This window comes from Agromyces sp. Marseille-P2726 (assembly GCF_902809835.1).
Classification (GTDB): domain Bacteria; phylum Actinomycetota; class Actinomycetes; order Actinomycetales; family Microbacteriaceae; genus Agromyces.
In genome coordinates, this window is the sequence record NZ_CADDWM010000015.1 from 635,140 (window position 1) to 662,074 (window position 26,935).

The following is a 26,935-nucleotide window of genomic DNA, read 5'->3' on the forward strand; positions in this document are numbered from 1 at the left end:
GCTAACACGCGATCCGATGCCCTCGAAATGGGCACATCTCCCCATCACGATGCGTCGCCGTGCCGCGTCGTCCCGTGCGCCTCAGCCCTCGTCGCCCGCGTCACCGTCGAGCAGCGACAGGTCGTCGACGCTCACGAGACGGGTGGCGACCGCGTACTCGACGAGCCTCGCCCGCCGATTGGTCGCGAGCTTTCCACGGCCTCCACGCAGTCCGTCGACGCCGATCTTGTCGAGCTTCTCGCACACGTTGTCGAGCTTGCGGTTGAACGTCGTCATGCTCCAACCGAGGCGTGCCGCCGCTTCGGCTGAAGTGGGCACCGTGGCCCTTCCGGCCGCAGGGGCACGCAGCAGGTGCTCGGAAAGCGCGACGACGAGCTGACGCTGGGTCTTGGTGAGTGTCACGGGCAGGATCGTGGTGCCGCCGTCATCGGGCCGAGCGGTGAGCGACGTGTTGTAGAAGTCCTCCTCGGCATGCACCGTGAAGTCGTAGGTCGTCGACCCGGCGCTGAACATGACATGCACCGTCTGGAACACCAGCGGGAGCTTGGCACCGGGCGCCACCCAGGCCTGCACGCTCCCCGTGGCATCCGACACCGTGGCAGACAGCAGTTGCCCGACGTTCGAGAGCCACCAGAGCCCGAACTCCGACGAGAGAGTGAGGAAGGTGCGGTGCAGGTACGGATTGTCGTCGATCGTGAGGTCGGACTCGCGACCGATCGTGAACGGCTCGCCCGCCTCGACGGTGTACCACTCGCCGCAGAACTCGACGCGCAGCGGCCTCATGGCGTGCACCCCGTCACCGGCTCCGAGGTCTTGCTGCCTCGCTGCACCTGCACGTCGATGCAGACCCGCTCCCCTGCGGTCACCCCGGGGATGACGATCTCGGGACCCTCGGCCACTTCGATCGAGCCCGAGCCGTCGGCACGCTGCCACCGGTAGCGGTCGCCGTCCTCGGCGGCGTCGTGTGAAACGGGGAAGGCGACGGTCGTGCCGTCGGCCGACCGCACGCCCGCCTCGACCACCGGCATCGGGACGGTGGCCGCGATGATGGCGTCCTCGCCGGCCGGAGCAGGCGTCGGTTCGGGCGAGCCCTGTTGGAGCGTCCCGGAGAGCGCGACGGCGATGCCGACGGAGGCGACCACGACGACGGATGCCGCGACGCCGACGATCGCGCCGACCCGGGAGCGTCGGGCGGGCACCGCGGCCCGTGCGGCATCCGCATCGGCCAGCCCCGCCTCCGCCGCGGGAGGGGCGGTGCGCGCGGCGGCACGTGCCACGGTCTGGTCGACCGGGTCCGCCGACGGGTGCGCAGCCGACGGTGCTCGGAGCACGGTGCCCTCGTCGACGGAGCGGGGCGCCGCCATCGGCTGCGCGGCGATCGGCATCGGCGTGCGGGCACGCGTCGCGTCCTGGTCGCTCGCTGCGGGAGCGGTTCGCGGCTGGGCGTCGACCGAGCGCACCGCGCGGGCGCGGGTCGCGTCGTCATCGTCATCGTCATCGTCATCGGCGAACGTGTCGCGACCGGTCTCGAGGTTCGGGACCTCGATCGTCGTGGCGGCGTATCCGAGCTCGAGTTCGACCCGCTGGAGTGCTCGTGCGAACTCGATCGCACTGGGATACCGGTCTTCCCGTCGCGTCGCCATGCCCTTGGCGAGCACGGCGGCGAGGCTGCGCGGCACGTCGGAGCGATCCATCGGCGTGACCGCGCCACGCTCGATGCGTCCGATCAGGTCGAGGGACCCGTTGGGTCGTCCGGGGATCTCGAACGGCGTCCGCCCGGCGAGCAGCGTGTGCACGGTCGCCGCGAGCGAGAACACATCGCTGCGCTGATCGGGCTTCGGGTCGTCCTCGAACATCTCGGGCGGCGACCAGGGCACGCTCATGCCCACCGCCGACTGCCCCGACGAGGTGGACGAGGCGTCGGGCGGCTCGGTCATCGTGTGCACCGGCAGCTCGCCCTCGAGGTTCGACGAGATGCCGAAGTCGGTGAGCGCGGGCCATCCGTAGTCGTTCGTGAGCACGTTGGCCGGCTTGATGTCGCGGTGCAGGATGCCGGCGGCGTGCGCCGTGGCGACGGCGCCGGCGAGCCGGATGCCGGTACGAAGTGCGTCCTCGACGACGAAGCGCTCACGCTTGTACTGCTCGGCGAGGCTGGGCCCGGAGCAGTACTCCATCACGAAATACGGTCGTCCATCGGTCGAGACGTCGGCGTGGAAGATCGTGACGATGAACGGGTGCGCCGAGAGCTGCGCCATGAGATTCGCCTCGGCGACGAACTGGGCCCGCGTGTCGCGCCCGAGCTCCTCGGTGAGCAGCACCTTCACGGCGACCTTGCGTCGCGGCAGTCGCTGCTCGTAGAGGAACACGTCGGCGAAGCCCCCCGACCCCAGCAGGCGGACTGGAGTGTACCCGGGCAGCTCGGGAGGACTCGAAGGAGCTCGGCGCATCAGGCCCCGACCACCTGGAGGGTGCAACCACCGCCGAGGTCGACGACGGTTCCGGTGAGCACCGGCGTCGGTTCGCCGGCGCGCAGCTTGACCGGCGCCCTGCCGGGCGCGACCACGTGGGTGCCGTTGCGGGAGTGCAGGTCGGTCACGACCACGGTGTCGCCCTCGAGGGTGATCCGCAGGTGATTGCGCGAGATGTCGGGATCGTCGCCGCCGACGGTGACCAGCCGGGGAAGGCGGCCACCCGACACCTGGCTCACGCTCGGCGCGCGGCCGAGGACGATCTCATGGCCGATCGGCTCCAAGGACCCGTCGGGCATCCTGAGGCTCGATCGGGGCGCCAGGGCGGCCGGCGAAGCGGCGAGCCCGATCGACGGGGATGCACCGGAGGAGCGGGCCGCTCGCTCTTCGCGGAGTCGTCGGAGGTCGATGCTCGCCACCGTCAGGCCGTCGTGGTCGCCCTCGAGCAGCGACATCGCCGCCCCGGCGTCGGTCGCCGGGCGCACGGTGGCCGACGAGATCGCGATCGTGTCCTCGACGGCCACCATCGTCTGCTCGGCGGCCCTCGACGACGGCGCCACCAGCGGTGCGGATGCCTCGACGGGCACGGGTGCCGCGATCGGCGCCGACCTCGGCAGGGGCCCATCGGGAACGGATGCCTCCAACGGCATGCGTCGGTCGGACCCTTCGGCCGACACCGCTTCGGTTCGGGTCGAGATCACCGCGCGCGCCGGCACGATGGCCTCTGCGACCGGGAGGTCGCCCGATCGCGGCGCGCCCCCCGCGTCATCCGCGGCGTCGGGTGCCTCGACGCGGAGCTCGCCGGATTCGACGAGGCGCTCGGTCCACGTGGCGATGCCCGAACCCGAGATCGCGGATCCGTCGGCGCGAACGACCAGGTCGCCGCGCACGACCACCCGCGCCGAGCCGTCGTCGCCATCGCGCACGACCAGGGCGAACGGCGGTGTCGCCGCCAGTCCGCCTGCGGTCAGCCGGTCGAGCACGCGCGACGTGGGGTCGTCGTCCGTCAGCTCGGGCCACAGCGCAGCCAGCTCGGGCGCCGCCGCGGCCGGCGCCAGCAGCACGACCCCGCCGCGCACGGCGGCGAGCCATCGTGCCGCGTGGTCAGGCTGATAGGTCGCCATGCTCTGCTCCTCCTCCGTCTCGCGGTGTGGTGTCCTCCTCCGCCCGCGACAGCCCGCCGGGGCGGTCGCGCGTCGTTTGGTCATCGTCGGACGATCCGAGGTCGGACTCGACGACGATGACCGTCACGTTGTCGCGTCCACCGTGTTCGAGGGCGGCGTCGACGAGTTCACCCGCGAGTCCTGCGGCGTGCCCGGTGTCACCGGCCAGGATGGCCGCGAGCCGGACGTCGTCGACCTCCTTCGAGAGTCCGTCGGAGCAGATGAGGAAGACCTGTCGACCTGTGGCGGGGATGAGCCAGATGTCGGGATCGACGACCTCATCGGCGCCGATGGCGCGCGTGATCACGTTGCGCTCAGGGTGTCGCTCGGCCTCGTCGGGGAGGATGAGCCCGGCATCCACGAGCTCCTGCACGGCGGAGTGGTCGACACTCAGCTGCTCGAGCGTGCGCCCGTCCCAGGAGTACACGCGGGAGTCGCCGATGTTGAACACCATCCAGTGGAATCCGGCACCATCACCCGCGTCGACGAGCGCGACCCCTGCGAGCGTGGTGCCGGCGACCGCCGTGCCCTCCTCGCCTTCACCGCTCAATGCCCGCACGGCCTCGTTCGAGGTGTGAATGGCGTCGAGCACCTGCTCGGGCGTCGACGGCCGGCCGGCCTCGAGGTGGCGTCGGAACGTCTCGACGACCGCGTTGCTCGCCGCGTCGCCGCGCGCGTGTCCGCCCATGCCGTCTGCCACGAGGAACACCGGTGCCTCGGCCAGGAACGCGTCCTCGTTCACCTGTCGCGCGCGCCCGACGTCGGTCTGGGCGCTGTGCGCGATCACGGCCGAGCCGCGAGGGAGGGCGACGACGTCTTCGCCATCAATCGACACGGTTCTCCTCGCTGCAGCTCGTCTCGGGCTCGGGGCGCGCGCCACCGCGGGCGCCGCCGTTCCACGCTAGCAAGTCAGGGGCCACGCCGAGGACCGCTGCCGAGCGAGCACCCCGCGGCATCCGGTCAGCGATCGCGAGGCGCGTCCTCGGTGAAGTGGGGCACCTCCTCGAGGAGCTTGACGCCCCGACGGTTCGAGTCGACCCGCGCCTTGATGACGCTCGCGACCGTCGCGACGGCCATCGCGGCGACGATCACGCCGAGCGAGGTCCACGTCGAGATCTCGGGCGCCCACTCGATCGGCTCGCCGCCGTTGAGGAACGGCAGCTCGTTCACGTGCAGGGCGTGCAGCACGAGCTTCACGCCGATGAAGGCCAGGATGAACGCGATGCCGTACTTGAGGTACTCGAGTCGCTCGAGCAGGCCGCCGAGGAGGAAGTACAGCTGGCGAAGTCCCATGAGCGCGAACACGTTGGCGGTGAAGACGATGAAGGCACTCTGCGTGATGCCGAAGATCGCGGGGATGGAATCGAGTGCGAAGAGCAGGTCGGTGGTGCCGATCGCGATGAAGACGATCAGGATCGGCGTGAACATGCGGGTGCCGTCGACCGTGGTCCTCAACTTGATGCCGTCGTAATCGTCGGAGATGCGCACCCGCTTGCGCAGCAACCGCACCACGAGGCCTTCGGACGATTCCGCGTTCTCCTCGCGGTGCAGGAAGGCCTGCTGGATCGCGGTCCAGATCAGCCAGGCGCCGAAGATGTAGAAGATCCAGCTGAAGTTCTCGATGAGCTGCGCGCCGAGCAGGATGAAGATGCCCCTGAAGAGCAGCGCGAGCAGGATGCCCACCATGAGCACCTCCTGCTGCATCTTCTTCGGCACGGCGAAGCGCGCCATGATGATGACGAACACGAAGAGGTTGTCGATCGAGAGGCTGTACTCGGTCAGCCATCCGGCGATGAACTGGCCCGCGTACTCGCCGCCCGCGAACACCAGCATCAGCACGGCGAAGATGAGCGCGAGCACGACGTAGAACACGACCCAGAGGGTCGACTCCCGGAACGACGGGATGTGCGGACGTTTGATGACGAGCAGCAGGTCGGCGAGGAGGATGAGCGACAGGACGACGAGCGATCCGACTTCGAACCAGAGTGGGAGGTCGAGCAAGAGGTTGGCCTTCCGGTGAGCAGCGGGTAGTGCGGAGCCCGAAAGTCTCTCCCGGCCGCGCCCTCCGACGTGCCGCCACGACCGGAGCGACGTACTCGGCGCTCGTATTGACGATCATGGACCGGAGCGTTCGCTCCGCGGGATACTCCCCTTCGCTGCGGCGAGTCTAACTGATGCGTCTGGCCGACGGATGCGTCTGGCGTTCGAACGGGTGAATGTCCCCGGAACGACGAATGCCCTCGCGGAAGCGAAGGCATTCGGTGCTGTCGGATGTCACGGAGTGACCCCAGCGGGATTTGAACCCGCGCTGCCGCCGTGAGAGGGCGGTGTCCTAGGCCGCTAAACGATGGGGCCGAATCGACAACTTGAAGAGTATGGCATAGGCAGGGCCCTCCCGCCAAATCGTACCGCAGGGGGCATCCTTCGACCGTGTACTGCCGGAACCCGCCCTGTTCGGGCGGTGTTCCGCAAGCCCCTGGCGGCGCGGGAGTGCGTCACCCATCCTGTGGTCATGGTGCGACAGGACCCGACGCGGATGCGGAATCAGCCGGCGCTGACGACGTCGAGTGGCCGGAGTTGGCTGATCGTCGGAGGTATCGCCACCGTGCTCATCACGGGCACGATGGTCGCGCTGTGGTGGAGGCTCGGATCGACGGCCGCCCTCGTCGGGGCGATCGTCACGGTGGTGCTCTTCGGTGCCATGGTCGTCGTGCGATTCACCGTCGAGCATCGACGTCGGCGGCTGGGGCTGCTGGCCGTGATCTTCCTGGCACAGGTGCTCTTCGCGCTCGTCGTCGTGCTCATGATCGCGCTGTTCCCACCGATTCCGGCAGCCTGACGCGCACGACGGGTGCGCGCTCACACGAACACCGAAAGCGCCCCCGGCGTGACTTCGACCTCGATCGGAAGGATGCCGACGCGCTCGCCATCGGCGTAGGCGACGATGTCCTCGGCCTCGATCAGGATGCGGCGCCCACGCGCGAACTCCACGGCCGGGTGGTCCGTGTGCGATCCCGAGAACACCTTCGGGAAGACGGCGACCAGTCCCGCGCGCGACAGCGGATGCACGATGAAGACATCGAGCAGGCCGTCGTCCAGCACGGCGTGCGGGACGATCCGCATGCCGCCTCCGAGTGACGCGTTGTTCGCGACCGACACGAGCATCGCGCGCTGCACGCGGCGCACACCGTCGATCGTGATCGTGTACGTGCGAGGCCGGAAGGTCGCGAGTTCGCGCACCAAGGCGAGCGTGTATCGGCTCGGTCCGCGTGGCCGCGTCATCCGATTGGCTCGCTCGTTCACGACCGCGTCGAAGCCCGTCGACACGACGCAGGCGAACCAGGTGCGAAGCGTCCCGTGTCGGATGACCCCGGCATCGATCACCCGGGGCGGCCTCGCCAGCGCATCGACCAGCGCATCGGTGGCGGCGGCGGGGTCGTCGAACGGAAGACCCAGGCCTCGTGCGAGATCGTTGCCGGTGCCGGTCGCGACGATCCCGAGCGGCACGCCGGTCTCGGCGACGAGGTTCACGCCGAGCGACACCATCCCGTCGCCGCCCACCACCACGAGCCCGTCGGTGCCCTGCGCGAACGCCGACTCCGTCTCGCGCCGGAGCAGCTCGAGGTTCGCCTCTCGAAGCATCGCGACGTCATGCCCCTCCTGGAGCAGCCGCTCCACGACGGCGGGCCCGACGGCACGATTGCGACCGAACGAGGCAGCCGGATTCACGGCGACGAGCAGGCGCCTCGGACCACGTGACATGGTGCGATTCTGGCAGGGGGGCGGGCTTGCGCGACGACGGCCGCCCGGTGTTGGCTCGAACCATGCGACTCACCAAGCTCGAGCACGCCGCGTTCGTCGTCGACGCCTCCGGCGACAAGCTCTATGTCGACCCGGGCAAGTTCACGACCCCCATCACCGAGTCCGCCGGCGCGATCGCGGTCGTCATCACGCACAAGCACGACGACCACTGGACGCCCGATCAACTCGGTCGCATCCGCGACGCGAATCCGGGCGTGCGCTTCTTCGGCCCGGCAGGGGTCGCCGAGGCGGCATCGGGCTTCCCGATCGAGGTCGTCGAGCCCGGCGACGAGGTGACCGTCGGCCCGTTCCGGCTCCGCTTCTTCGGTGGCACGCACGCCCAGATCCACCCGTCGATCCCCATCATCGACAACGTCGGCGTGCTCGTGAACGACGCGCTCTTCTACGGTGGCGACTCGTTCCAACTGCCCGACGGCGTCGCGGTCCAGGTACTCGCGGCGCCGGCGGCGGCGCCGTGGATGAAGCTCAGCGAATCGATGGACTTCGTGCAGGCCATTGCGCCGCAACGAGCGTTCCCGACGCACGAGATGCTGCTCTCGCAGGCCGGCAAGACCCTCTCGAACACGCGGCTCGCGTGGGCGACCGAGCAGGGCGGAGGCGAGTTCGTCGCGCTGGAGCCGGGCGACACCCTCGACATCTGACGAGGTCGGGCCGGTCTCGCGGTCGGCCGGACAGTCGGGCTCGATGCCGGCCTGACGCTATCCCGGTGGCCCGTCGGCGAACGGCCAGCCCGGAGCGAAGTCGGGGAACGGCGGCATACCGGGATCTGGTTGCGGCTCGAGCACGTCGGGGTCAGTCCCCGGGACGCCCGCGTCGGGCACATCCCCCGGCACCCCGGGCACGGCTTCATCGGGTACCGCCTCGTCGGGCACGGCCTCCTCCGGCGCGATCGCTGCCGGCTCCGTGTCGCCGTTCTCCTCGATCTCGTCGTCGGGGGTCGGTGCCGGCTCCCCCTGCCGCGGCGCGACCGGTCCCATGCCGGCGGTGCTGAACTCCCAACCGCCGTACTTCGCGTTGGCGACCGACATCACGATCGGCCACATCCGGTGCCGTGCGGTCGCCGCCTGTCCGCTGTCGAAGGAGATCGCGCGCTGGTTCGCCGAACCGTTGACGCTCACGACGGCCGCGGCCGTGGCGACGGTCTTGCTGGCGCCGACCATCCAGGTGTCCTTCGCACCGTCGGTCGTGCCGGTCTTTCCGATCAGGGGCACCCGCGGCTCCGTCGCGCCCCACGACGCGGTCGCCGTGCCGCCCGTCATGACCGCCTGAAGGCCCGTGTGCATGGCCGCCGCGACCTCGGGCGAGACCGCCTGCGTGCAGGTCGACTTCGGCACCTCGATATCCTCGCCGTCCCGGCCGATGATGCGGTCGATGGCGATGGGCGTGCAGGCCACGCCGTCATTGGCGATCCCGGCGAAGGCGACCGCCATGCTGAGGGGCGCGACCTCGTTCGTCCCGATCACCGACGAGGGGCCTTGCACGAGCGGATTCCCGTCGGCACGATGCATCCCGAACGCCTCGGCCGTCTTGCGGATGCCGCAGAGGTCGAGCTGCTTGGCCATGCCGATGAAGCCGGTGTTGATCGATCCGACGGTCGACTCCATCGCGCTGTAGTTCGCGCCCGACTCGCCCGCATCGTTCTTCGGGTTCCAGTCACCGGCGTAGTGCGGGCCTTCGCAGCTGTCCCGGAACACGCCCCAGTTGCTCTTCGGCCTGGAGTCCACCCGCTCCCCGAGGCCGTGCCCCTCGTTCAGCCACTGCGCCAGCGTGAACACCTTGTAGGACGATCCAGGCTGGAATCCGCTCGAGCCACCGTACGCGTAGTCGGTGTTGTAGTTGATGCTCGTGTATTCGGGCCCGAGCGCGAGCACGGCCGGATCCTGGCTGTAGATGCGGTTCTGCGCCATCGCGAGGACGCGCCCGGTGCCCACCTGCACGCTCGAGATGACCGCGCCGAGGTCCCAGCCCGGGAAAGTCGCCGGCACGTTCTCGGCGATGGCGCGCTCTGCGGCCGCCTGCAGGTCGAGGTCGAGCGTCGTGTACACGTCGTACCCGCCGCGGCGGAAGTTCATCATGCGGGTCTGGGCGTCTTCGCCGAAGGCCGGGTCGTGCTGCAGCACGTTCTTCACGTAGTCGCAGAAGTACGCGCTGCCGTACGCGGTCTGGCACCCTGTGCTCGGCTCAGTGATGACCGGCTGCACGGGTGTGTCGATCGCCTCCTGGTATTCCGCTTCGGTGATGCGCTTCTCCTCCAGCATGCTGGTGAGGATGTAGTTGCGCCGGCCGGTGTTCTCGGCGTAGCCGTTCGCCACGCCGTTCGTCTCGCTGTCGGGCTTGTCGAGCTGGAACTTGGCCGGGTTGTTCACGATCGCCATCAGTGAGGCCGCCTGCGCCAGCGTGAGGTTCGCCGCGGTGGTGCTGTAGTAGTAGTTGGCGGCCGCCTCGATGCCGTAGACGGTGCCGCCGAACCCGGCGATGTTCAGGTAGCCCAGCAGGATCTCGTCTTTCGTATAGCGCTTCTCGACGCCGATCGCGAGGCGCATCTCCTTGAGCTTTCGGTCGATGGTGGTCTCGGTGACCTTGTCGTAGCAGCCGAGCCGCTCCTGCTCGACGAGCGCGAACCGCTCATCACCCGTGAGGGCGATCGCCTCCTCCTCCGACATCCCCTCGAAGGCGGTGACGCTCGCCTCCCGCTCGCATTCCTGCACGCGCACGTTCTTCACATACTGCTGCGCGATCGACGACCCGCCCTGCGTCTGGCGCCCGGTCGCCGTGGTGAGCGCTGCGCGGATCGTGCCCTGCAGGTCGATGCCGCCGTGATCGTAGAAGCGGGGATCCTCCCCCGCGACCGCGGCATCCTTCACATACTGGTTGATCGACTCCCAGCCGACCTCGACGCGGTTCTGGTCGTAGAACGACGCGAGCAGCACCGGTGTGCCGTCAGCAGCGGTCGCGTAGATGTTGCTCTTCTCCGAGAGTTCCCCGATCTCGAGGTACCCCGGCAGGTTCTCGAACATGCCGATGGTTCCGGATGCCGCGAGCCCGACGGTCGCGAGTGCGGGCGTGACTCCCACGGTGACGAGCGTCGCGGCGGCTGCGCTGGCGGCGAGCAGGCCCACGAAACCGCCGATCACGCCGATGGCGGTCCGCGTCTCCGCGAAGTCGCGGTTCCGCTTGTTCCGACCGACCATGGACTCACCCCCTTGAGCCCGCGCCTCCGCGGATGGAAAGAGCCCGGGTCAGCGGGCTCTCGACTGCTGCGTCGAATTCAATGGAACATCAGCCGGGACCGGATGTCCAGCCCTCCCGCGCGCTGTCGCTACGCCGCCTCGGCGAGGAACGGCTCGTGATGGTACTCGCCCGCGTCGAGCACGGCGACGGTCGACTCGGGCACCTCGACGAACGCACCCGGCAGGTCGTTGAGCGGCTCGGAGACCACGACCCTCGCCTTCCGTCCGAACAGCTTCAGTCGATCCTCGTCGGGGTACATCTGCCGGAGGGTGTCGATATCGACGGAGTGGAACAGCGACCGCGATCGGCCCTCGGTGGAGTAGCGGAACGCCCAGATCGTCGCACCGTCGGAGATCGCCATGGTGCCCTGCATCGGGAAGGCGATGCCCTGCTCGTGTCCTACGGACTCGATGAGCCTCACCGACTTCTTGATCGCGGCGATGGGGTCGTCTCGCAGGCCGAACGTGAGGGCCAGGTGGAAGATGACCTCGGAGTCGGTGGTGCCCTTGATGTGCGGGTACAGCGACGGGTCCACCGCGAAGACGAGGTCGCGCTTCATCTTCATGAATCCGGTGAGGAAGCCGTTGTGCATGAACAACCAGTTCTCGTACCGGAACGGATGGCAGTTCGTCTGCTGGATGGGCGGGCCGCCGGCGGCACGCACGTGGCTGAAGAACAGGGGGCTCTCGATCGCTCGCGTCAGCTCGCGAAGGTTCTCGTCGTTCCACGCGGGCTCCGTGCTGTGGAACACCGCGGGGATCGTTCCCGCCACCGAGCCGCTCGGATACCACCCGAATCCGAACCCGTCGCCATTCACGGTCTCCGCCCCGAGAGGCGAGTTCAGCGCCTGCTTCACGATCGAATGCTGTGCATCGAGGACCACTGTCGCGGGTTGCAGGGGTTCTCCGGAGTAGGCGAGCCAGCGGCACATGGCGTCATCTCTCCTTGCCTCCCGGCCGCGGCACCCGGCCACCAGGACGCCGCTGCTCGCGCCACATGGTAAGCGGGAGCGTGACGGACGGGCGTGGAATCGTGCCGATCGTTCATGGCCCAGTTCTGGGGACTTCGGGGTGGCCGACCGCTCGCTAGCATATGGGGCACCGCGGGCGGGCTCGTGCCCATCCCGCCGAACCGCGGTCCCGATCCCAACACCCAAGGGAACGAGTGGCCCCGACTTCCTTCTTCCGGGTCGGGGCCTCTCGCTTGGGCGCGCCGATGGGGGGCGGCCTGGACCGACCCCCCACCGCTCCGAGCTGATCAGCTCGCGTCTGCGAGCGCCTCGAGCGCCTGCACGACGTTCGAGTCGGCCGGCAGGCCCGACTTGCGAGCTGCGTTGTCGAGCTGTGCGACCACCGCGCGGCTGGCCGCCGAGCCGCCGGCGAGCTTCTCGGCCTGATCGACGTGCTTGCGCACCTCGGCGAGGGTCGAGCCGGCAAGGCTGCCGTCGCGCTCGGCCTCGTCGACGTGCCTGCGGACCACCTCGAAGCTCGGCCCCTGGAGCACATCGAACAACGTGATCGCGATCTCGCGGTTCTCCGCCTGCCGTTCCGCAGTGTTCGGGTTGGTGCTCGCCGTCACGCCGAACAGGTGCCAGTTCAGCGGGTCCATGGCCCACGACACCTGGTTGAGATGACTGTACGGCGCGTCCGTCGTTCCGAAGAGCAGCCCCTCACCGCCGGCGAACGGACCGCCCTTGCCGAGGCCGGCGGGCAGCCCCTGGGCCGTCGAGATCGGAGTGCCCTTCGTCCACTGCGACACCCAGTACAGGTACTCGGTGAGGCCGTCCCAGCCGGAATCCGGGATCGTCACCTCGAACGCTCCCGGCGTTCCCGTCACGGTGAACCAGTCGAGCGGAAGCCCCGCCCAGTTCGCCGCTCGGTTCGAATCCTGCTGGCGGAGGAAGGTGTCGAGCGCGGACTTCGCTTCGACTGCGGTGCTGACCGCCGAGACGTCCACCAAGTTGGGCCGGTAGGACTTGTTCTCGTTCAGCGTCAGCTCGAGCGAGGTCTCCATCATGTCGAGCAGAGTGCGCTTCACGACGTCGGGGGTGAGTCCGAGCTCGTAGGTGTAGTCATCGCCCTTCTGCGCCAGGACCGCAGCGCTCAGGTACTGCCACTCCGCAAGCGCTGCCGGGTTGTTCCGGCCACTCGTGATACCGGTCTCGGCCGCGTAGACACCGTCCTTGATCTTCTGACGCGTCGGGTTATACATCCACTCGGCCAGATGGTCGGCCCTGAACGAGTCGATGATCGGGGCGCTGGAGAACGTGGCGAAGACGTCGTCGCCCACGGCCGGGTCGTCAGAGTATTCGCCGTCGGCCTCGGTCAGGCCGAGCGCACCGATCTGCGCGAGGGAGTCGAAGTAGTCGGAGCTGTTGCCACTTGCCGCAACGGTGGTGGTGAGTCCGCCGCCGCCGCTCATGCCGTGGATGATGACCCGCTCGGGGTCGCCCGGCAGGCCACCGTAGACCTGGTTGTACTTCAGGAATCGGATCGCGGCCTTCGTGTCGGTCATGGTGGCCGGCGAGTGACCCAGGTACTGGCCGTTGACCGGAGCGTCGTTCATGCTGCGAGCGCCGTACGACACCAGGATCATGCCCCGGTCGAGCACCTCGCCGAGGACGTTCGGGTTGTTGTTGCCACCGCCCTGCACGGTGTTGAACGCCAGGTTGCCGGTGGCATACGTTCCGCCATCGACGATGGTCGCGGCGAAGTTGTTCGAGGTCCAGCCGCCGTTGTTGGTGCGGAAGTACGTGGGGCTGTCGGGCCGCACGTTCTCGGGCACGTAGATGCTCATCTTCTGCTTGGGGCTGTTGGGCGTCGCCGCGTACCAGCCCCAGTAGTGCGTCAACGAGAAGTGCTGGCCGTCGAGCGTGACGGTGATCGTTCGCTTCCCGGTGTCCGATGACGCCGTGACGGCTCCGGAGCTGGTCTCCGTGAACGTTCCACCCTCGTAGGAGGTCACGTCCCACCACGCTCCGGCCACGGGCGCAACGTCGACGGGGTCGGACGGGCCGGCCTCGGCGAGGATCGAATCCATCCACTCGTAGGCCTCGGCGGTGCTCACGTTCTCCGAGTGGGGAAGGTTCATCACGAGCGTGAAGTTCACGTCATCGATCTTGTTCGCGGCCTTCAGGTTCTGCAGGTTCGCGTACAGGATCGCCTCGGGCGCAAGGGTCACGCCGTCGTCGGGCACCCCGTTGCGCACGTACCAGTAATCCGCCGGGTCAACCCCCGTGTCATCCGTGCCTCTCGCCACATCCGCCAGATACACGTTCGGTGTCGCCATCTTGCCCTGCTGCTCGAGCAGGTCGTAGGTGTCGGATGCCGCGTACTCCGCCCACGCGTCCAACACATGCGGCTTCAAGAAGACGAACTCGTCTCCTTCTGTCGCAGCCGTCGCGACCGTCGCCGACGACGCGACCATCGCCGCGGCGACGACCGCCGCCGCGGCCGGATATCTCATCAAGCGCATAGCTACTCCTCATTGAGTGGTACCGGAGGTGACCGAGCGATTGTCACCACCTTTGGCGACAACCTATCCGGAGCCTTCCGGCCGTATTTCGTACTTTCGCAGCCAGTGAGAATCTGGCACGGCACGCGGCGTCAACGGTCGAACTGCTCTCTCAGCACTGCGTGGAGTTTCTGCGCCGTGGCGAGCACCATCGGGCTGAGTTCGCGCTCGCGAAACCTCGTCACTTCGGTCACGACGCCGATGGCAGCAGCAGGGAGGTGAGCCACCCGGTCGAACGCGACGGCGACCGACGCCGTTCCGAGCGTCATCTCCTCGCGGACGACCGCGTAGCCTCGCGCGCGAGCCCTCTCGAGATCTCGAATGAGGTCGCTCCCGTTCGTCAGGGAGTGCTGGGTCTCCTTGACGAGTCCTGCACGGATGTACTCCGAGAGCCACTCGCGGTCCTGCGCCGCGAGCAGCGCCTTGCCCACCCCGGTCGTGTGCAGGGGGAAGGCGCCCCCGATCCTCGTGAGTGTCGCTGCCGAGGACACGCTGACCACCCGAGCGATGTAGAGCACGCGCGCAGTCCTGGGCGTCCACCCATCGACCACCGCCAGCTGGATGTTCTCGCCGGTCGCCTCGTACAGGCGGAGCATGTGCGGCAGCGCAGTTTCCCGCAGCTCGAGCAGGGCGGGATTCAGCTCTCCGACCTTCCACAGCTTGAGCCCGACCGCGTATCGCTGGGGCGGGACCTTCTCCACGTACCCTGCCGTGAGCAACTTCGCCAGGAGTCGATGGACCGAGGAGACGGCGAGTCCGGTTCGCTGTGCGATCTCGGCCGCGGAGAGGACGGGTTCGTCAGCCGTGAAGCAATCGAGCACATCGAACGCCCGCTCGAGCACCCCGGCACGCGCGTTCGGCTTCGCTGTCACTCCACTCCCCCACCATGTCTGCTGACGACGTGGCAGACAGGCTAGGCATGCACCGCCCATCCGTTCAAACGGGGTTCCGACGAACGGAAACCGAATCGAGGTCGAGCATCCTCCCCAGGACTTCGGTCCCGCGCGGTGGCGCGAATCCGACGGGACTTGGCAGTTCCGGCCGTGCTCTCGGCCCGTCCACAGCCGAGGCTGGACTCATGGATGCGAACATCGTTGTGCGGATGTGGCGTGGCGCTGTGCGCTCGGAGGATCGGCACGCTTACGTCGACTACATCGAGCAGACCGGAATGCAGGAGTACCGGAAGACCCCGGGCAACATCGATGCGTGGATGCTCACCAGGGAGCTCCCCGGCGCGATCACCGAGATCGTGACCGTCTCGCGCTGGCAGAGCCTCGAGGCGATCAAGGGCTTCGCCGGTGACGACATCGAGCGTGCCGTGTTCTACCCGGAAGACGATCGATACCTCGTCGAGCGAGATACCATTGTGCGGCACTACTCCCAGGTCGGATGAAGCGGAAACTCAACTCAGCTCATCGCAGATGTCCCTCGTGCGACCGGACGAACCCGTGATCGTGAAGACCTCGTCGACGTCGACGTCGTAGGTCACTTGGCCGACATGGAGCGTGGTCGAAGGGCCGGCCGGGACGTCGGTCGGGAACAGGATCAGCACATTGTGTCCCGTGAGTCTGACCGTCAAGGACCCGTCCGGATGGAACGTCGTGCTGGTCACGGAGCCGTTGCCCTTCAAGGAGACCGTCGCATCGGTGGCGACGTTCGTGAACGTGAGATCAGAGCCACGTCCTGCGGCGAGCGTCCGGACGGTATTCCCGTCGGAATCAGTGAATTCCCTCGTGATCAACGATCCGCCGGAGACTGTGACGCCCAATTCGAAGTCGCAAGCCGCGCCAGCCGGTACGACCAAGTCGAATTCAGCGGCGAATGCCGGGCCCGGTACCGCAACGGATATGAGCGCCGCGGCAACCGCCGCCGTTGCCCACTGAGCTCGATGATGTCCAGCCATGATCGGCCTCCCCAACGTTCTGGGCGCAACTCCAGCTTGGAAGAAGGGTCCTCAGCGGAAGTTGCACCGACTCCCCCGATTGGGAGCAGGATGGCAGTCCGAACTGTGCGCCGCAATGGGCAACGGCAAAAGAGTGCGGGGAAAGGGTATCTCTGCCGCGGAAATGGGGACCACTCACGGACCAGCGGGTACATCATGCTTGGGAGCGTCGACCGCGACAGGTGCGCACCGCGCGGCGCATCACTTCAGCCTGCTCGAGCAGACGGATCCGCTTGAGCGCCTCATGAACCCATGAAGGCTAAAATCAACCTTAGATGCGCTAAGGTTGATTTGATTCGGATTCCGCGCATGCTAGGAGGCCTCGATGCCGACCTTCATCGAACGAGTCTGGGCCCCCGATGACGACGGCCAGCTCGGACGCAGGGATCGCACTCCCGGCCGCTACCGCGCCTTCGTCCCCGACGAACTGGGCGCCGCGCTCCCCCACCTCAGTGAGCGCGCACAGTCGGCAGCCGAGGATTCGCTGGCCGTGCTGGCGCGCGCCGACGAGCGGATCGGGTCCCGCGGCGCCTACTTGAATCACCTGCTGATACGTTCGGAAAGCATCTCGTCATCGTGGATCGAGGGCAACCGCATCAGCCCGAAGCGGCTGGCGATCGCCGAGGCGCTCAGCGCGGGCACTCGGGTCGCACTCGACGTGATCGGCAACGTGCGCGCCACCGAAGCCGCCATCGCCGCGCTCGCAGACCGCTCCCGACCCATCACAGTGCTTGACATCGAGAGCCTGCAGCACGCCATCGAGCCGACGCTCGAGCCCGGGTTGCGGACCGAGCAGAACTGGGTCGGTGGTCCTGGCTGGAGCCCGCTGCGAGCCGAGTTCATCCCACCGCCCGAAACCGAAGTGCCGCGGCTGGTCGCCGACCTCGCACGTTTCGTGACTGAGACCACCGGCAACCCGGTCGTCCGGGCCGCGATCGCCCACGCCCAGTTCGAGACGATCCACCCATTCATCGACGGCAACGGCCGCACCGGCCGTGCACTCATCCACACGGTGCTGCACCGGGCGGACGCACTGCGCAACATCCTCATCCCGATCAGCACGGTCTTCGCCGGCGACACCAGCGCCTACATCGCCGGCCTCACCGCATTCCGCGCCGACCCACCACAACTCGATGACTGGGTCATCGCGTTCGCTCAGGCGACCGAGCGCGCGGCCGGCAACGCCGTCCGGCTCTCCGCGGACCTGGCCGTGCTCGATGAACGCACCCGTGAGGACCTGGTCGCCTACCGCCGATCACAGGGCCACAGCCCGGCCGTCCCGCGACGCGGCGCCGTGATCCTCCGCATCCTCGACGGGCTCGCCACCGACCCCGTCCTGACCGTCGAGTCAGCCGCCCGCACGCACGGCGTCTCGAAGACCGCAGCACACAAGGCCCTCGTCGAACTGGCCGAGGCCGGCGTCCTCGGCCGCACCAAGGATCAGCGCGGACGGCTCATCTGCTGGACCGCGGACCGGCACCTCGCGCTCGTCGCCCTCACCGAGCGCAGCAACCGCGTCGGCGCCGGGGACACGACCGGCGGCAGGCCGAAGCAGGGACCGCCGCTGCCAGAGCTCGGCCAGTTCGGTCGGTTGCAGACGACCCAGCACGACGGACGCAGCCTCGCATGACGGACGGAGCCCCGGCCTGTGCTCCCGGTGCCGCCTCACGTCGATCCTGCCAAGCCCGCCCGTCGGGATCCGCGGCCTCGCCACGACATCGCTCCTTCGCCCAGGCGAGGACGTCCTCGACGTCGTACCGGACATGGCGCCCGAGCTTCATGTACGGCGAGCCGGACCCGATAAGTCGCCAGTCCTCGAGCGCCCGCTTCGGCAGCTGCAGCAGCTCGGCGAGCTCGTGCTGGGTAAGAAAGCCCGGACCGGCTGTGTGATCTCGTTCATACCGGAGAGGTGCGCGTGCCGTCCCGCGAGCAGCCCGTCGATCTCGGGATCGGTCCGTGGCGACCGGATGAGCAGCACGCCGGAAGCACCGGGAATCGGGTTTCTGGTGTCGTTTCTGGAAATTCGACCCGAAACGGGCACCAGAACGAGCATGGGCAAGGGGTGACTTTGCCGCGGAATCCTGCGCCTAGATTGGCTGGGGTACCTGGACTCGAACCAAGAACAACTGAACCAGAATCAGCCGTGTTGCCAATTACACCATACCCCAATGGCCATGAGCCGAAGCCCCGGGCCGACATGCAACTCTAGCCTACGCGGCGCAGCCCGACCAAACTGAGCAGCGGTCCAGGGGGCTCGATACGCGTCGCCTTCGGCGGCGCTACTCGACCACCGGGTGCGTCGCCTTCGGCGGCGCTACTCGACCACCGGGTGGGTCGCCTTCGGCGGCGCTACTCGACCACCGGGTGGGTCGCCTTCGGCGGCGCTATGCGACGGCAGAACCGATGAGCGCCGACAGCCGGTCGATGCGCTCGAGCGAGTCGACCTTGCCGAGGATCTGCATCGACTCGAACAACGGCGGCGACACCCGGCGACCCGAGATCGCCGTACGCACAGGCCCGAAGGCGACGCGCGGCTTCAGGCCGAGCCCGTCCACGAGGGCACCGCGCAGCGCCTCCTCGATCTGTTCGTGCGTCCACGCCTCAGCGGGCAGCCGGTCGAGTGCCTCTCGCGCCGCGCTGAGCACGTCGGAGGCGTCGGCGGGTAGGGCGCCGAGGGCCGCTTCGTCGAACTCGAGGCCGGCGGCATCCGTGAACAGGAAGCCGAGCATTCCGGGCGCCTCGCCGAGCAGATTGATGCGCTCCTGCACGAGCGGTGCCGCCTGGGTCAGCACGGCCTCCTGGGCGGGGGTGATCGGCGTCTCGACGGCTCCAGCGGCCTGGAGGTATGGCACTGTGCGCGCGGCGAAGTCGGCCACATCGAGCTGGCGGATGTGGTCGCCGTTGATCGCCTCGGCCTTCTTCAGGTCGAAGCGTGCCGGGTTCGGGTTGACGTGCGTGACATCGAACGCGGCGACCAGCTCGTCGCGACTGAACACGTCGCGGTCGGCGGAGAACCCCCAGCCGAGCAGCGCCAGGTAGTTGACGAGGCCCTCGGGAATGAAGCCCCGATCGCGGTGGTGGAAGAGGTTCGACTCGGGGTCGCGCTTGGAGAGCTTCTTGTTCCCCTCCCCCATGACGTACGGCAGGTGCCCGAACCGCGGGATGAACGTGGTCAGCCCGATGTCGATGAGCGCGTGATACAGCGCGATCTGGCGAGGGGTCGACGAGAGCAGGTCTTCGCCACGAAGCACGTGCGTGATGCCCATGATCGCGTCATCGACCGGGTTCACGAACGGATACAGCGGAACGCCATTGGGCCGCACGACGACGAAATCGGTGCTCGAGCCGGCGGGGAACGTGATCTCGCCGCGAACGAGATCATCGAAGCCGAGGTCGACGTCGGGCACCCGCATGCGCAGCGCGGGCAGGCGACCGTCGGCACGGAAGGCGGCCTTCTGCTCGTCGGTGAGGTCGCGGTCGTAGTTGTCGTAGCCGAGCTGCTTCGGGCGCCCGGCCGCCTCGTTCCGCGCGTCGATCTCCTCGGCGTTCGAGAAGCTCTCGTACACGTGACCGGCAGCCTTGAGCCGCTCGATCACGTCGGCGTAGATCTCAGACCGCTGCGACTGACGGTACGGCTCGTGCGGGCCTCCCACGCCGATGCCCTCGTCCCACTCGAGGCCGAGCCAGGTGAGCGCGTCGACGATCTGCTCGTAGCTCTCTTCGGTGTCGCGCGCGGCATCCGTGTCCTCGATCCGGAACACGAACGTGCCGCCCGTGTGCCGGGCGTACGCCCAATTGAACAGGGCGGTGCGCACCAGCCCGACGTGCGGGGTACCGGTCGGCGAGGGACAGAAGCGCACGCGGATGTCGCTGCCGGTGGCGGTGCTGAAGGGGTGGGCTGTGTCAGGCATCCCATCAATGCTATCGAGCGGGCGGTCGCGGCCACGGACCGGATGCGAGAACAGGGTGACATGCCGGGCAGGCAGCGGAAACAGGCGCCGCAGCCCTGTTTCAGCGCCGGCGGCCTGCAGGCGTGACGGATGCCGCGACGAGCGATTCGAGCACTCCGATCGCCGCCGCGATCGCGGGGACCCGGTCGCCGCCCCGGGCGGTCACGAGGTGCAGTGATCGAACGTCGGCGCGGGCAGTGGGCCGTGTCACGACGCCCGGATGACGCGGTGACGCGTCCAGTGCGAGGGCCGGCAGCAACGCGACTCCGAGGCCCTGTGCCACCATGCCCTCGACGGCGACGAAGTTGTCGGTCTCGAAGGCGATGCGCGGCGCGAAGCCTGCGACATCCGCCAGTTCGAGCAGGTGTCCTCGGCAGCGGGGGCACCCGGCGATCCAGGGCTCGTCTCCGAGGCTGGAGAGGTCGACGACGTCGGATGCCGCGGCCGGATGCCCCATCGGCAGTACGAGCCGCATCGACTCCTCGCCGAACGCGCGGACGTCGAGACCTCGTGCGCTGGCGCGGTGCGGGTCGTCGCGGTCGCCTGGATAGCTGAACGTGATCGCGAGGTCGGCGCGGTCGGCGCGAACGGCGGCGACGGCCTCGGGCGGTTCTGCCTCGATGTACGTGACGGCGATGCCGGGATGCGCCGCGCCGAGTTCGGCGATCAGGCGGGGCACGATCGTGGCCGATGCCGAGGGGAACGCGACGAGGCGCACCCGGCCCGAGCGGAGCCCGCGGATCTCGGCGAGCTCGCCGGCGGCCGCTTCGAGCGCAGTGGCGACACCGTGCGCGTGCCGTGCGAGCACCCGACCCGACTGGGTGAGGCGGATGCCGCGGCCCACCCGTTCGACGAGCGCGATGCCGGTACGCTCCTCGAAGCGCCGGAGTTGCTGGCTCAGCGCCGGCTGGCTGTAGCCGAGCGCCTCGGCGGCAGCCGTGAGCGAACCGTGCTCGGCGATCTGCCGGACGACCCGGACGGTCTGCAGGTCGAGCGCCACGGCCAAGCGCTCGACCGAGGCGTCGGTCACGACGGCCATGACGCAATCATAACCACGTGTTATGAATGTGATCACACACCTGCGCTTGTCGAATGGATTCCGTCGTTCGAGACTGGGCGCATGAACTCCGTGCGACACCGCTTCGCAGCCGGCCGTGGATATCTCGCGGCGTGCACGCTCGGCCTCCCCGCCGACGTCACCGTGGACGCGCTGCGACGAGACCTCGAGGCATGGGAGGGCGGGGCCTCGAGCGCGATCGAGTACACCGAGGTTCTCGAGCGCGCTCGGGGGCACGCGGCGGCATTGCTCGGCGTCGATGCCTCGCGCGTCGCCACCGGCTCGCAGGTCTCGGTGTTCGCGGGGCTCGCCGCCGCCGCCGCGGCGACGGGCGCCGAGATCGTGTGCGTCGACGGCGACTTCTCGTCGGTCGTGGCACCGTTCCTCGCACGCGGCGACCTGAAGGTGCGGCACGTGCCGGTCGACGCCCTCGCCGATTCGGTCGGGCGCGACACCTGGATGGTGGCGTACTCGCTCGTGCAATCCGCGACGGGCGAGGTCGCGGACGCGGCATCCGTCACCTCGGCCGCCCGCGACGCAGGAGCCCTCACGCTCGTCGACACGACCCAGGCGACGGGCTGGATGCCGACCACCGACCTCGAGGCCGACCTCGTCGTGTGTCACGCCTACAAGTGGCTGTCGGCACCGCGAGGAGCGGCATTCGCGGCATTCTCCGAGCGAGCGCTCGCCGACATCACGCCGCTGACCGCCGGCTGGTACGCCGGCGCGGACCCCTGGGCTTCATGCTACGGCCCCGAGCTGCACCTGGCCGATGACGCGACCCGCTTCGACGTCTCCCCCGCTTGGCACGCGTGGGCCGGCGCAGAGGCCGCGCTCGCGTTCGCCGCGTCGCTCGACGCCGAAGGGGTGCGCGACCATGCACTCGGCCTGGCGAACGCGTTCCGTGCGCGGCTCGGGGACGCGGCATCCGACAGTGCGATCGTCACCTGGGCCGACGCCGACGGTGCCGACCTCGCGTCGCTGACCGCCGCCGGTATCACCGCCTCGGGTCGTGCGGGGCGTGCACGGGTGGCCTTCCACCTCTGGAACGACGAGGAGGACGTCGAGCTCGCGGCGACCGCGCTCGGCCGGTGAGTTCAGCTCGCCGCGCGCACCGGGTTCGCGAGGGTGCCGAGCCCCGAGACCGACACCTCCACAGTGTCGCCGTCGACGAGCGGCCCGACTCCGGCGGGGGTGCCGGTGAGGATGACGTCGCCCGGCAACAGCGTGAACACGCTCGACGCATACGCGATGATCGCGGGGATCGTGTGCACCATGTCGGCCAGCCGCCCCTCCTGCCGGCGCGTGCCGTTGACGCTCGTCTCGATGGTGCCGCCGTCGAGGTCGAGGTCGGTGGCGATCACCGGACCGAGGGGGCAGAACGTGTCGAAGCCCTTGGCACGGGTCCACTGCCCGTCGCGCTTCTGCAGATCACGGGCGGTCACGTCGTTGGCGATCGTGTACCCGAAGATCACATCCGAGGCGCTCGTCTCGGCCACGTTCTTCGCGATGCGCCCGATGACCACCGCCACCTCGCCCTCGTGCTCGACGCGTTCGCTCTGCGGCGGCAGCACGATGGCGTCGCCCGGCCCGATGACCGAGGTGTTGGGCTTCAGGAACAGCAGGGGTTCGGCGGGGGCTTCACCGCCCATCTCTTCTGCGTGCTCGCGATAGTTCTTGCCGACCGCGACGACCTTGGAACGCGGGATCACGGGTGCGAGCAGCTTCGCCTCCCGGAGCGGCACGCGCTCCCCGGTGGGGTCATAGCCGGCGAACATCGGGTCGGACTTGAGGACGACGAGGTCGTGCTCCTCCTCGTCGACGATGCCGAAGGCGATGGTCTCGCCGTGCGAGAAGCGCGCGATCTTCATGCGCTCAGCCTAACCGCGACGCATCCGTGACCAGGGCGGCTTCACTGCCCCGACCTGTCCGTCGGCCCCGACGAGGAGTACCGTGTCGAGCAGGTCGGGCCCGGTCGAGTCCCGACGAGGGGAACGCGTGAACGCGATCCAGACGCGTGATGCAGCTGCACCAGCCGACCGCGGCGAGCGCGGGTGGTGGCCGCTGAACGCCTCGCTCGGCGCGGTCAGGGTCGCGTTGATCGGCCTCTGCACCGCCGCAGCACTGCTCCTGGCCGCGTGCAGCGTCGCTACGCCGACGGCCGGCAGCGCGCCCCCTCGAACGACGACGACGGCGCCCGCGGCGGATCCGACCGACTTCCCCGAGGGCGACGGCGACCGCGCCGGACTGGTCGACATCGGCGACGGTCGCGAGATGTATCTCGAATGCAGCGGAACCGGTGCCCCGACCGTCGTGTTCATCTCGGGCGCCGGCGTCGCCGCCGACAACTGGCGCTACACCGGAGACCCGACCGATGCGTCCGACCCTGCTTCGCCCGCCGAGACTGCGGTCTTCCCCGAGACGGCGGCGTTCACCACGGCCTGCGCCTACGACCGTCCGGGCACCGAGCAGATGGAGGGCGACGCCAGTCGATCGACGGCGGTGCCGCAACCGACGACGAGCCAGGGCGACGCCGCCGACCTCCACGCCATGCTGACCGCTGCGGGAGTTGCCGGGCCCTATGTGCTCGTGGGTCACTCGTGGGGCGGGATGATCGCCGTCACGTTCGCGAGGACGTACCCCGCCGAGGTGGCGGGCCTCGTCCTCGTCGATGCCGGATCGCAGTACCTGCAGAACGCGCTGCCGCCCGACGTCTGGGAACGGTGGATGCGCGACATCGCCGCCGCCGGAGAGCAGAACCCCGATGGGGAGGCGCCCGACTACCCGAAGAGCATCGCCGCGCTCGACGCCACCGCCCCGCTTCCGGCGACCGTCCCGGTCGTCGTGTTGAGCGCCGACCGGCCGTTCGACTACCTCGGGATCGGCGACGCCGACGCGTACTGGGCCAATTGGCTCGACGCGGCGGCCCAGCTCTCGGCGTCGTTCGGTGCGCCGCACGTGACCGCGACGAGCAGCGGGCACTTCGTCGGCAACGAGAATCCGGCGCTCGTCGTCAAGCAGATCTGCTCGATGGTGCCGACCTGCTGAACGAGGAACGAGGGACGCGACCGGTGCGTGCGCTGCGACGCGGGGGCCGCGGCCGGGGCAGGCAGCTCAGGCGTCGAGTCGCGTCATCCAGCCGTGGCGATCCTCGAGGCGGCCGTACTGGATGCCGGTGAGCTCCTCGCGAAGCGAGAGGGCCAGCTCCGACGAAGCCGCACCATTGTGCACGATCTCGAAGTCCTCGGCGAGCAGCCGCCCGATCGGCGTGATCACTGCCGCCGTTCCGCAGGCGAACGCGCCGACGATGCGACCGGATGCCGCACCCTCGCGCCACTCGTCGATGGTCGCCCGGCGGCTCTCGACCGCGTGCCCGCGGTCGCGCGCGAGCTGCAGGACCGAGTCGCGTGTGATGCCCTCGAGGATCGAGTCGGATTCGGGCGTCACGAGCGTTCCGTCGTCGTAGACGAGCACGAGGTTCATGCCGCCCAGCTCCTCGAGGTACTTCCCCTCATCGAGGAACAGCACCTGCTGGCATCCGTGCGAGGCCGCCTCGGCCTGCGGAAGCAGGCTCGACGCGTAGTTGCCGCCCGTCTTGGCCGCACCGGTGCCACCCTTGCCTGCACGAGCGTACTTCGTCGACAGCCAGATCGACACCGGCTGCACGCCACCGTGGAAGTAGGCGCCCGCAGGGCTCGCGATGAGGTAGTACGCGACCTTGTGCGCGGGACGGACGCCCAGGAAGGCCTCCTTCGCGAACATGAACGGGCGCAGGTAGAGGCTCGTCTCGGGGGCGGACGGCACCCAGGCGCCGTCGACGGCGATGAGCTGCTTCAGCGAGTCGATGAAGTACTCGCTCGGCAACTCGGGCAGCGCCAGGCGAGCGGCCGAACGCTGCATGCGAGCCGCGTTCTCGTAGGGGCGGAACGACCAGATCGACCCGTCGGCGTGCCGGTAGGCCTTCAATCCCTCGAAGATCTCTTGTGCGTAGTGCAGCACCGCAGCCGACGGCTCGAGCTGGATCGGCCCGTACGGGGAGACTCGCGGTCGGTGCCATCCGCCCTTCAGCGACCAGCAGAGGTCGACCATGTGGTCGGTGAAGTGGTTGCCGAAGCCCGGATCGGCGAGGATCGCCTCGCGCTCAGCGTCGCTCTTCGCCGACTCGTTGCGGGTGATGGCCCAGGTCAGGCCAGCCTCGGAAGGAGTCTGCAGGGTCAGGTTGGTCGTGGTCATGATGCCTTCCTTCACGCGTGTCAGATGCGCTGGGTCTCGAGTGCCCCGATGCGGGCCACGATCGCATCGCCGACCTCGGAGGGCGTTCGGGTCGTGTCGCCGCGCTCGGCGATGTCGGCCGCGACCGCCCGACGCACGTTCTCGGCCTGCTCGCGGTGACCGAGGTGGTCGAGGAGCAGGGCCACCGAGAGGATCGCGGCGGTCGGGTCGGCGATGCCCTTCCCGGCGATGTCGGGTGCGGAACCGTGGACCGGCTCGAACATGCTCGGGAACCGGCCCTCGGGATTGATGTTGCCCGAGGCCGCAAGTCCGATGCCGCCGCTGATCGCGCCGGCCAGATCGGTGAGGATGTCGCCGAAGAGGTTGTCCGTGACGATGACATCGAATCTAGCAGGGTCGGTGACGAGGAAGATCGTCGCTGCGTCGACGTGCAGGTAATCGACCGTCACATCGGGGTACTCGGCAGCCACCAGGTCGACCGTGCGCTTCCAGAGCGAACCGGCGAAGACGAGCACGTTGGTCTTGTGCACGAGGGTCAGTTTCTTCTTCGGTCGAGCGGATGCCGCGGCGAACGCGTATCGCACGACGCGCTCGACCCCGTACGCAGTGTTCACGGAGACCTCGTTCGCGACCTCGGCGGGCGTGCCGACACGGATGGCGCCGCCGTTGCCGACGTAGGGCCCCTCGGTTCCCTCGCGCACCACGACGAAGTCGACCTCTCCGGGATCGGACAGCGGGCTCGGGACTCCCGGGTACAGCACCGAGGGGCGGAGGTTCACGTAATGGTCGAGCTCGAATCGCAGTTTCAGGAGCAGTCCGCGCTCGATGTTCGCGCCCGCCAGTCGGGGGTCGCCGGGGACACCGCCGACTGCACCGAGGAGGATCGCATCGTGCTGCTTGATGGCGGCCAGGTCATCGTCGGTCAGGACGTCGCCGGTCTCGAGGTAGCGCGCGGCACCAAGCGAGAAGGGTGTCTGCTCGAAGGCGACGCCGATGTCGGCGACGGCCGCGTCGAGCGTCTTGACCGCCTCGGCGACGACCTCGGGACCGATGCCGTCGCCCGGAATCACCGCGAGCCTGACCGTATCTACCATGGATTCTCCTTCGTGCGCCAGCCCTCCCAGCGTACTGTCTGCCCGCCGTAGCCTGATGCCGAGAGCGGCTCTCCGCACTCACTGGACGCGGCCGACCGTGCCGTGCCGGAAGGGAATCCGAATGAGTCTCGGTCTCGGTATCGTGCTCTTCGTCATCGGCGCGATCCTCGCGTTCGCGCTCAACCTCGCCGTCGACTGGATCGACCTCCAGCTGGTCGGCTACATCCTGATGGTCGCGGGCGCGATCGTGATCATCCTGGGCATCGTCCTCCTCGCTCGCCGCCGCCGTTCCGTGTCGACCTCGCACACGAGCGTCGACCCCGCGACCGGCGACCGGGTCGTGCGGAACGAGCACTCCGCCCCCGAGGACCCGACCACGCTCTGAGCGCGGAATCGTGCGAACGGCCGCTCCGGGGCATCCGGGGCGGCCGTTTCGCGTCGAGCGGATGACGCGTCGGTGAT

At 68.7% G+C, this 26,935-nt stretch carries 23 protein-coding genes, 2 tRNA genes and 1 pseudogene; 7 read left to right on the plus strand and 19 right to left on the minus strand.

Translation table 11 applies throughout. From position 1 onward, the window contains the following. Positions 1-81: 81 nt before the first annotated feature. From HUS56_RS15615 to HUS56_RS15640, 6 genes are all read right to left on the minus strand, one after another. Positions 82-783: a hypothetical protein gene (locus tag HUS56_RS15615; RefSeq protein ID WP_173924631.1), complete on the minus strand. Its 702-nt coding sequence runs from the start codon at positions 781-783 to the stop codon at positions 82-84. Continuing rightward, positions 780-2,447 carry a serine/threonine-protein kinase gene (locus HUS56_RS15620; RefSeq protein WP_173924320.1) on the minus strand — a complete coding sequence of 556 codons (1,668 nt, stop codon included), beginning with the start codon at positions 2,445-2,447 and terminating at the stop codon, positions 780-782. The genes HUS56_RS15615 and HUS56_RS15620 overlap by 4 nt, the downstream gene beginning before the upstream one ends. Further along, complete coding sequence (locus tag HUS56_RS15625) at positions 2,447-3,592, minus strand: FHA domain-containing protein (protein WP_173924321.1); 1,146 nt, start codon at positions 3,590-3,592, stop codon at positions 2,447-2,449. Before HUS56_RS15625 ends, HUS56_RS15620 begins: the two co-directional genes overlap by 1 nt. Beyond that, a complete protein-coding gene (locus tag HUS56_RS15630) occupies positions 3,573-4,466 on the minus strand; it encodes a PP2C family serine/threonine-protein phosphatase (protein ID WP_254431487.1) in 894 nt (297 codons plus the stop codon). Before HUS56_RS15630 ends, HUS56_RS15625 begins: the two co-directional genes overlap by 20 nt. Before the next feature lie 125 nt (positions 4,467-4,591). Further along, positions 4,592-5,632 carry a TerC/Alx family metal homeostasis membrane protein gene (locus HUS56_RS15635; protein WP_173924322.1) on the minus strand — a complete coding sequence of 347 codons (1,041 nt, stop codon included), beginning with the start codon at positions 5,630-5,632 and terminating at the stop codon, positions 4,592-4,594. 281 nt (positions 5,633-5,913) lie between these two features. Beyond that, positions 5,914-5,986, minus strand: a tRNA-Glu gene (locus HUS56_RS15640). Positions 5,987-6,143: 157 nt separating this feature from the next. On the opposite strand from HUS56_RS15640, the gene HUS56_RS15645 reads away from it, so the two are divergent. Beyond that, positions 6,144-6,470 carry a hypothetical protein gene (locus HUS56_RS15645; protein ID WP_173924323.1) on the plus strand — a complete coding sequence of 109 codons (327 nt, stop codon included), beginning with the start codon at positions 6,144-6,146 and terminating at the stop codon, positions 6,468-6,470. Positions 6,471-6,490: 20 nt separating this feature from the next. Here HUS56_RS15645 and HUS56_RS15650 read toward each other — a convergent pair whose 3' ends face one another. Then, on the minus strand, positions 6,491-7,393 hold the full coding sequence (locus HUS56_RS15650; protein WP_173924324.1) for a diacylglycerol kinase family protein: 903 nt from the start codon (positions 7,391-7,393) through the stop codon (positions 6,491-6,493). Between the two features lie 62 nt (positions 7,394-7,455). Between HUS56_RS15650 and HUS56_RS15655 the strand changes: the two genes are divergently transcribed. Further along, positions 7,456-8,094 carry an MBL fold metallo-hydrolase gene (locus HUS56_RS15655; RefSeq protein ID WP_173924325.1) on the plus strand — a complete coding sequence of 213 codons (639 nt, stop codon included), beginning with the start codon at positions 7,456-7,458 and terminating at the stop codon, positions 8,092-8,094. Between the two features lie 57 nt (positions 8,095-8,151). Here the strand turns inward: HUS56_RS15655 and HUS56_RS15660 are convergent, their stop codons facing one another. The 4 genes from HUS56_RS15660 to HUS56_RS15675 all read right to left on the minus strand — a co-directional run bounded on the left by HUS56_RS15660 (position 8,152) and on the right by HUS56_RS15675 (position 15,069). Then, positions 8,152-10,644: a transglycosylase domain-containing protein gene (locus tag HUS56_RS15660; RefSeq protein ID WP_173924326.1), complete on the minus strand. Its 2,493-nt coding sequence runs from the start codon at positions 10,642-10,644 to the stop codon at positions 8,152-8,154. A gap of 128 nt (positions 10,645-10,772) precedes the next feature. Continuing rightward, positions 10,773-11,615: a class II glutamine amidotransferase gene (locus HUS56_RS15665; protein ID WP_173924327.1), complete on the minus strand. Its 843-nt coding sequence runs from the start codon at positions 11,613-11,615 to the stop codon at positions 10,773-10,775. A gap of 326 nt (positions 11,616-11,941) precedes the next feature. Continuing rightward, positions 11,942-14,158 carry a hypothetical protein gene (locus HUS56_RS15670; protein WP_173924328.1) on the minus strand — a complete coding sequence of 739 codons (2,217 nt, stop codon included), beginning with the start codon at positions 14,156-14,158 and terminating at the stop codon, positions 11,942-11,944. Positions 14,159-14,289: 131 nt separating this feature from the next. After that, positions 14,290-15,069, minus strand: a complete 780-nt coding sequence (locus HUS56_RS15675; RefSeq protein WP_254431488.1) for an IclR family transcriptional regulator — start codon at positions 15,067-15,069, stop codon at positions 14,290-14,292. A gap of 206 nt (positions 15,070-15,275) precedes the next feature. On the opposite strand from HUS56_RS15675, the gene HUS56_RS15680 reads away from it, so the two are divergent. Then, positions 15,276-15,590: a hypothetical protein gene (locus HUS56_RS15680; protein WP_217424033.1), complete on the plus strand. Its 315-nt coding sequence runs from the start codon at positions 15,276-15,278 to the stop codon at positions 15,588-15,590. A 9-nt stretch (positions 15,591-15,599) separates the two neighbouring features. On the opposite strand, the gene HUS56_RS15685 is transcribed toward HUS56_RS15680, so the two are convergent. Further along, on the minus strand, positions 15,600-16,100 hold the full coding sequence (locus HUS56_RS15685) for a hypothetical protein (protein WP_173924330.1): 501 nt from the start codon (positions 16,098-16,100) through the stop codon (positions 15,600-15,602). A 364-nt stretch (positions 16,101-16,464) separates the two neighbouring features. Here HUS56_RS15685 and HUS56_RS15690 point away from each other — a divergent pair, with 364 nt between their 5' ends. After that, positions 16,465-17,769, plus strand: coding sequence for a Fic family protein (locus tag HUS56_RS15690; protein WP_173924331.1), 1,305 nt, complete (start codon positions 16,465-16,467; stop codon positions 17,767-17,769). Positions 17,770-17,869: 100 nt separating this feature from the next. Here the strand turns inward: HUS56_RS15690 and HUS56_RS17505 are convergent. The 4 genes and pseudogenes from HUS56_RS17505 to HUS56_RS15705 form a co-directional block, all read right to left on the minus strand. Beyond that, positions 17,870-17,995 (minus strand): annotated as a pseudogene (locus HUS56_RS17505) (helix-turn-helix domain-containing protein); the annotation flags it as partial. Between the two features lie 237 nt (positions 17,996-18,232). Continuing rightward, positions 18,233-18,307 (minus strand) — tRNA-Gln (locus tag HUS56_RS15695). Positions 18,308-18,523: 216 nt separating this feature from the next. After that, on the minus strand, positions 18,524-20,050 hold the full coding sequence (gene gltX / locus HUS56_RS15700; protein WP_173924332.1) for a glutamate--tRNA ligase: 1,527 nt from the start codon (positions 20,048-20,050) through the stop codon (positions 18,524-18,526). 100 nt (positions 20,051-20,150) lie between these two features. Then, a complete protein-coding gene (locus HUS56_RS15705) occupies positions 20,151-21,128 on the minus strand; it encodes a LysR family transcriptional regulator (RefSeq protein ID WP_173924333.1) in 978 nt (325 codons plus the stop codon). Positions 21,129-21,209: 81 nt separating this feature from the next. On the opposite strand from HUS56_RS15705, the gene HUS56_RS15710 reads away from it, so the two are divergent. Further along, positions 21,210-22,241, plus strand: a complete 1,032-nt coding sequence (locus tag HUS56_RS15710; RefSeq protein WP_173924334.1) for an aminotransferase class V-fold PLP-dependent enzyme — start codon at positions 21,210-21,212, stop codon at positions 22,239-22,241. Positions 22,242-22,243: 2 nt separating this feature from the next. Here the strand turns inward: HUS56_RS15710 and HUS56_RS15715 are convergent, their stop codons facing one another. Beyond that, the gene (locus HUS56_RS15715; RefSeq protein ID WP_173924335.1) at positions 22,244-23,017 is read right to left on the minus strand and encodes a fumarylacetoacetate hydrolase family protein; all 774 of its coding nucleotides are present in this window, start codon (positions 23,015-23,017) and stop codon (positions 22,244-22,246) included. Between the two features lie 127 nt (positions 23,018-23,144). On the opposite strand from HUS56_RS15715, the gene HUS56_RS15720 reads away from it, so the two are divergent. Then, positions 23,145-24,194: an alpha/beta fold hydrolase gene (locus HUS56_RS15720; RefSeq protein ID WP_217424034.1), complete on the plus strand. Its 1,050-nt coding sequence runs from the start codon at positions 23,145-23,147 to the stop codon at positions 24,192-24,194. Between the two features lie 66 nt (positions 24,195-24,260). On the opposite strand, the gene HUS56_RS15725 is transcribed toward HUS56_RS15720, so the two are convergent. Further along, positions 24,261-25,379 (minus strand): branched-chain amino acid aminotransferase, encoded by a 1,119-nt coding sequence (locus tag HUS56_RS15725; protein WP_173924336.1) that lies wholly within the window; start codon positions 25,377-25,379, stop codon positions 24,261-24,263. Positions 25,380-25,399: 20 nt separating this feature from the next. Further along, positions 25,400-26,473, minus strand: a complete 1,074-nt coding sequence (locus HUS56_RS15730; RefSeq protein ID WP_173924337.1) for a 3-isopropylmalate dehydrogenase — start codon at positions 26,471-26,473, stop codon at positions 25,400-25,402. Between the two features lie 121 nt (positions 26,474-26,594). Here HUS56_RS15730 and HUS56_RS15735 point away from each other — a divergent pair, with 121 nt between their 5' ends. Next, positions 26,595-26,858 (plus strand): DUF6458 family protein, encoded by a 264-nt coding sequence (locus HUS56_RS15735; protein WP_173924338.1) that lies wholly within the window; start codon positions 26,595-26,597, stop codon positions 26,856-26,858. The last annotated feature ends 77 nt before the right edge of the window (positions 26,859-26,935 follow it).

Bases quoted from the DNA above. Each gene is read 5' to 3' on its own strand.
- HUS56_RS15615 (WP_173924631.1), bottom strand. From the start codon at position 783: ATGAGGCCGCTGCGCGTCGAGTTCTGCGGCGAGTGGTACACCGTCGAG.
- HUS56_RS15620 (WP_173924320.1), bottom strand. From the start codon at position 2,447: ATGCGCCGAGCTCCTTCGAGTCCTCCCGAGCTGCCCGGGTACACTCCA.
- HUS56_RS15625 (WP_173924321.1), bottom strand. From the start codon at position 3,592: ATGGCGACCTATCAGCCTGACCACGCGGCACGATGGCTCGCCGCCGTG.
- HUS56_RS15645 (WP_173924323.1), top strand. From the start codon at position 6,144: ATGGTGCGACAGGACCCGACGCGGATGCGGAATCAGCCGGCGCTGACG.
- HUS56_RS15650 (WP_173924324.1), bottom strand. From the start codon at position 7,393: ATGTCACGTGGTCCGAGGCGCCTGCTCGTCGCCGTGAATCCGGCTGCC.
- HUS56_RS15655 (WP_173924325.1), top strand. From the start codon at position 7,456: ATGCGACTCACCAAGCTCGAGCACGCCGCGTTCGTCGTCGACGCCTCC.
- HUS56_RS15660 (WP_173924326.1), bottom strand. From the start codon at position 10,644: ATGGTCGGTCGGAACAAGCGGAACCGCGACTTCGCGGAGACGCGGACC.
- HUS56_RS15665 (WP_173924327.1), bottom strand. From the start codon at position 11,615: ATGTGCCGCTGGCTCGCCTACTCCGGAGAACCCCTGCAACCCGCGACA.
- HUS56_RS15670 (WP_173924328.1), bottom strand. From the start codon at position 14,158: ATGCGCTTGATGAGATATCCGGCCGCGGCGGCGGTCGTCGCCGCGGCG.
- HUS56_RS15680 (WP_217424033.1), top strand. From the start codon at position 15,276: ATGGATGCGAACATCGTTGTGCGGATGTGGCGTGGCGCTGTGCGCTCG.
- HUS56_RS15685 (WP_173924330.1), bottom strand. From the start codon at position 16,100: ATGGCTGGACATCATCGAGCTCAGTGGGCAACGGCGGCGGTTGCCGCG.
- HUS56_RS15690 (WP_173924331.1), top strand. From the start codon at position 16,465: ATGCCGACCTTCATCGAACGAGTCTGGGCCCCCGATGACGACGGCCAG.
- gltX (WP_173924332.1), bottom strand. From the start codon at position 20,050: ATGCCTGACACAGCCCACCCCTTCAGCACCGCCACCGGCAGCGACATC.
- HUS56_RS15705 (WP_173924333.1), bottom strand. From the start codon at position 21,128: ATGGCCGTCGTGACCGACGCCTCGGTCGAGCGCTTGGCCGTGGCGCTC.
- HUS56_RS15710 (WP_173924334.1), top strand. From the start codon at position 21,210: ATGAACTCCGTGCGACACCGCTTCGCAGCCGGCCGTGGATATCTCGCG.
- HUS56_RS15715 (WP_173924335.1), bottom strand. From the start codon at position 23,017: ATGAAGATCGCGCGCTTCTCGCACGGCGAGACCATCGCCTTCGGCATC.
- HUS56_RS15725 (WP_173924336.1), bottom strand. From the start codon at position 25,379: ATGACCACGACCAACCTGACCCTGCAGACTCCTTCCGAGGCTGGCCTG.
- HUS56_RS15730 (WP_173924337.1), bottom strand. From the start codon at position 26,473: ATGGTAGATACGGTCAGGCTCGCGGTGATTCCGGGCGACGGCATCGGT.
- HUS56_RS15735 (WP_173924338.1), top strand. From the start codon at position 26,595: ATGAGTCTCGGTCTCGGTATCGTGCTCTTCGTCATCGGCGCGATCCTC.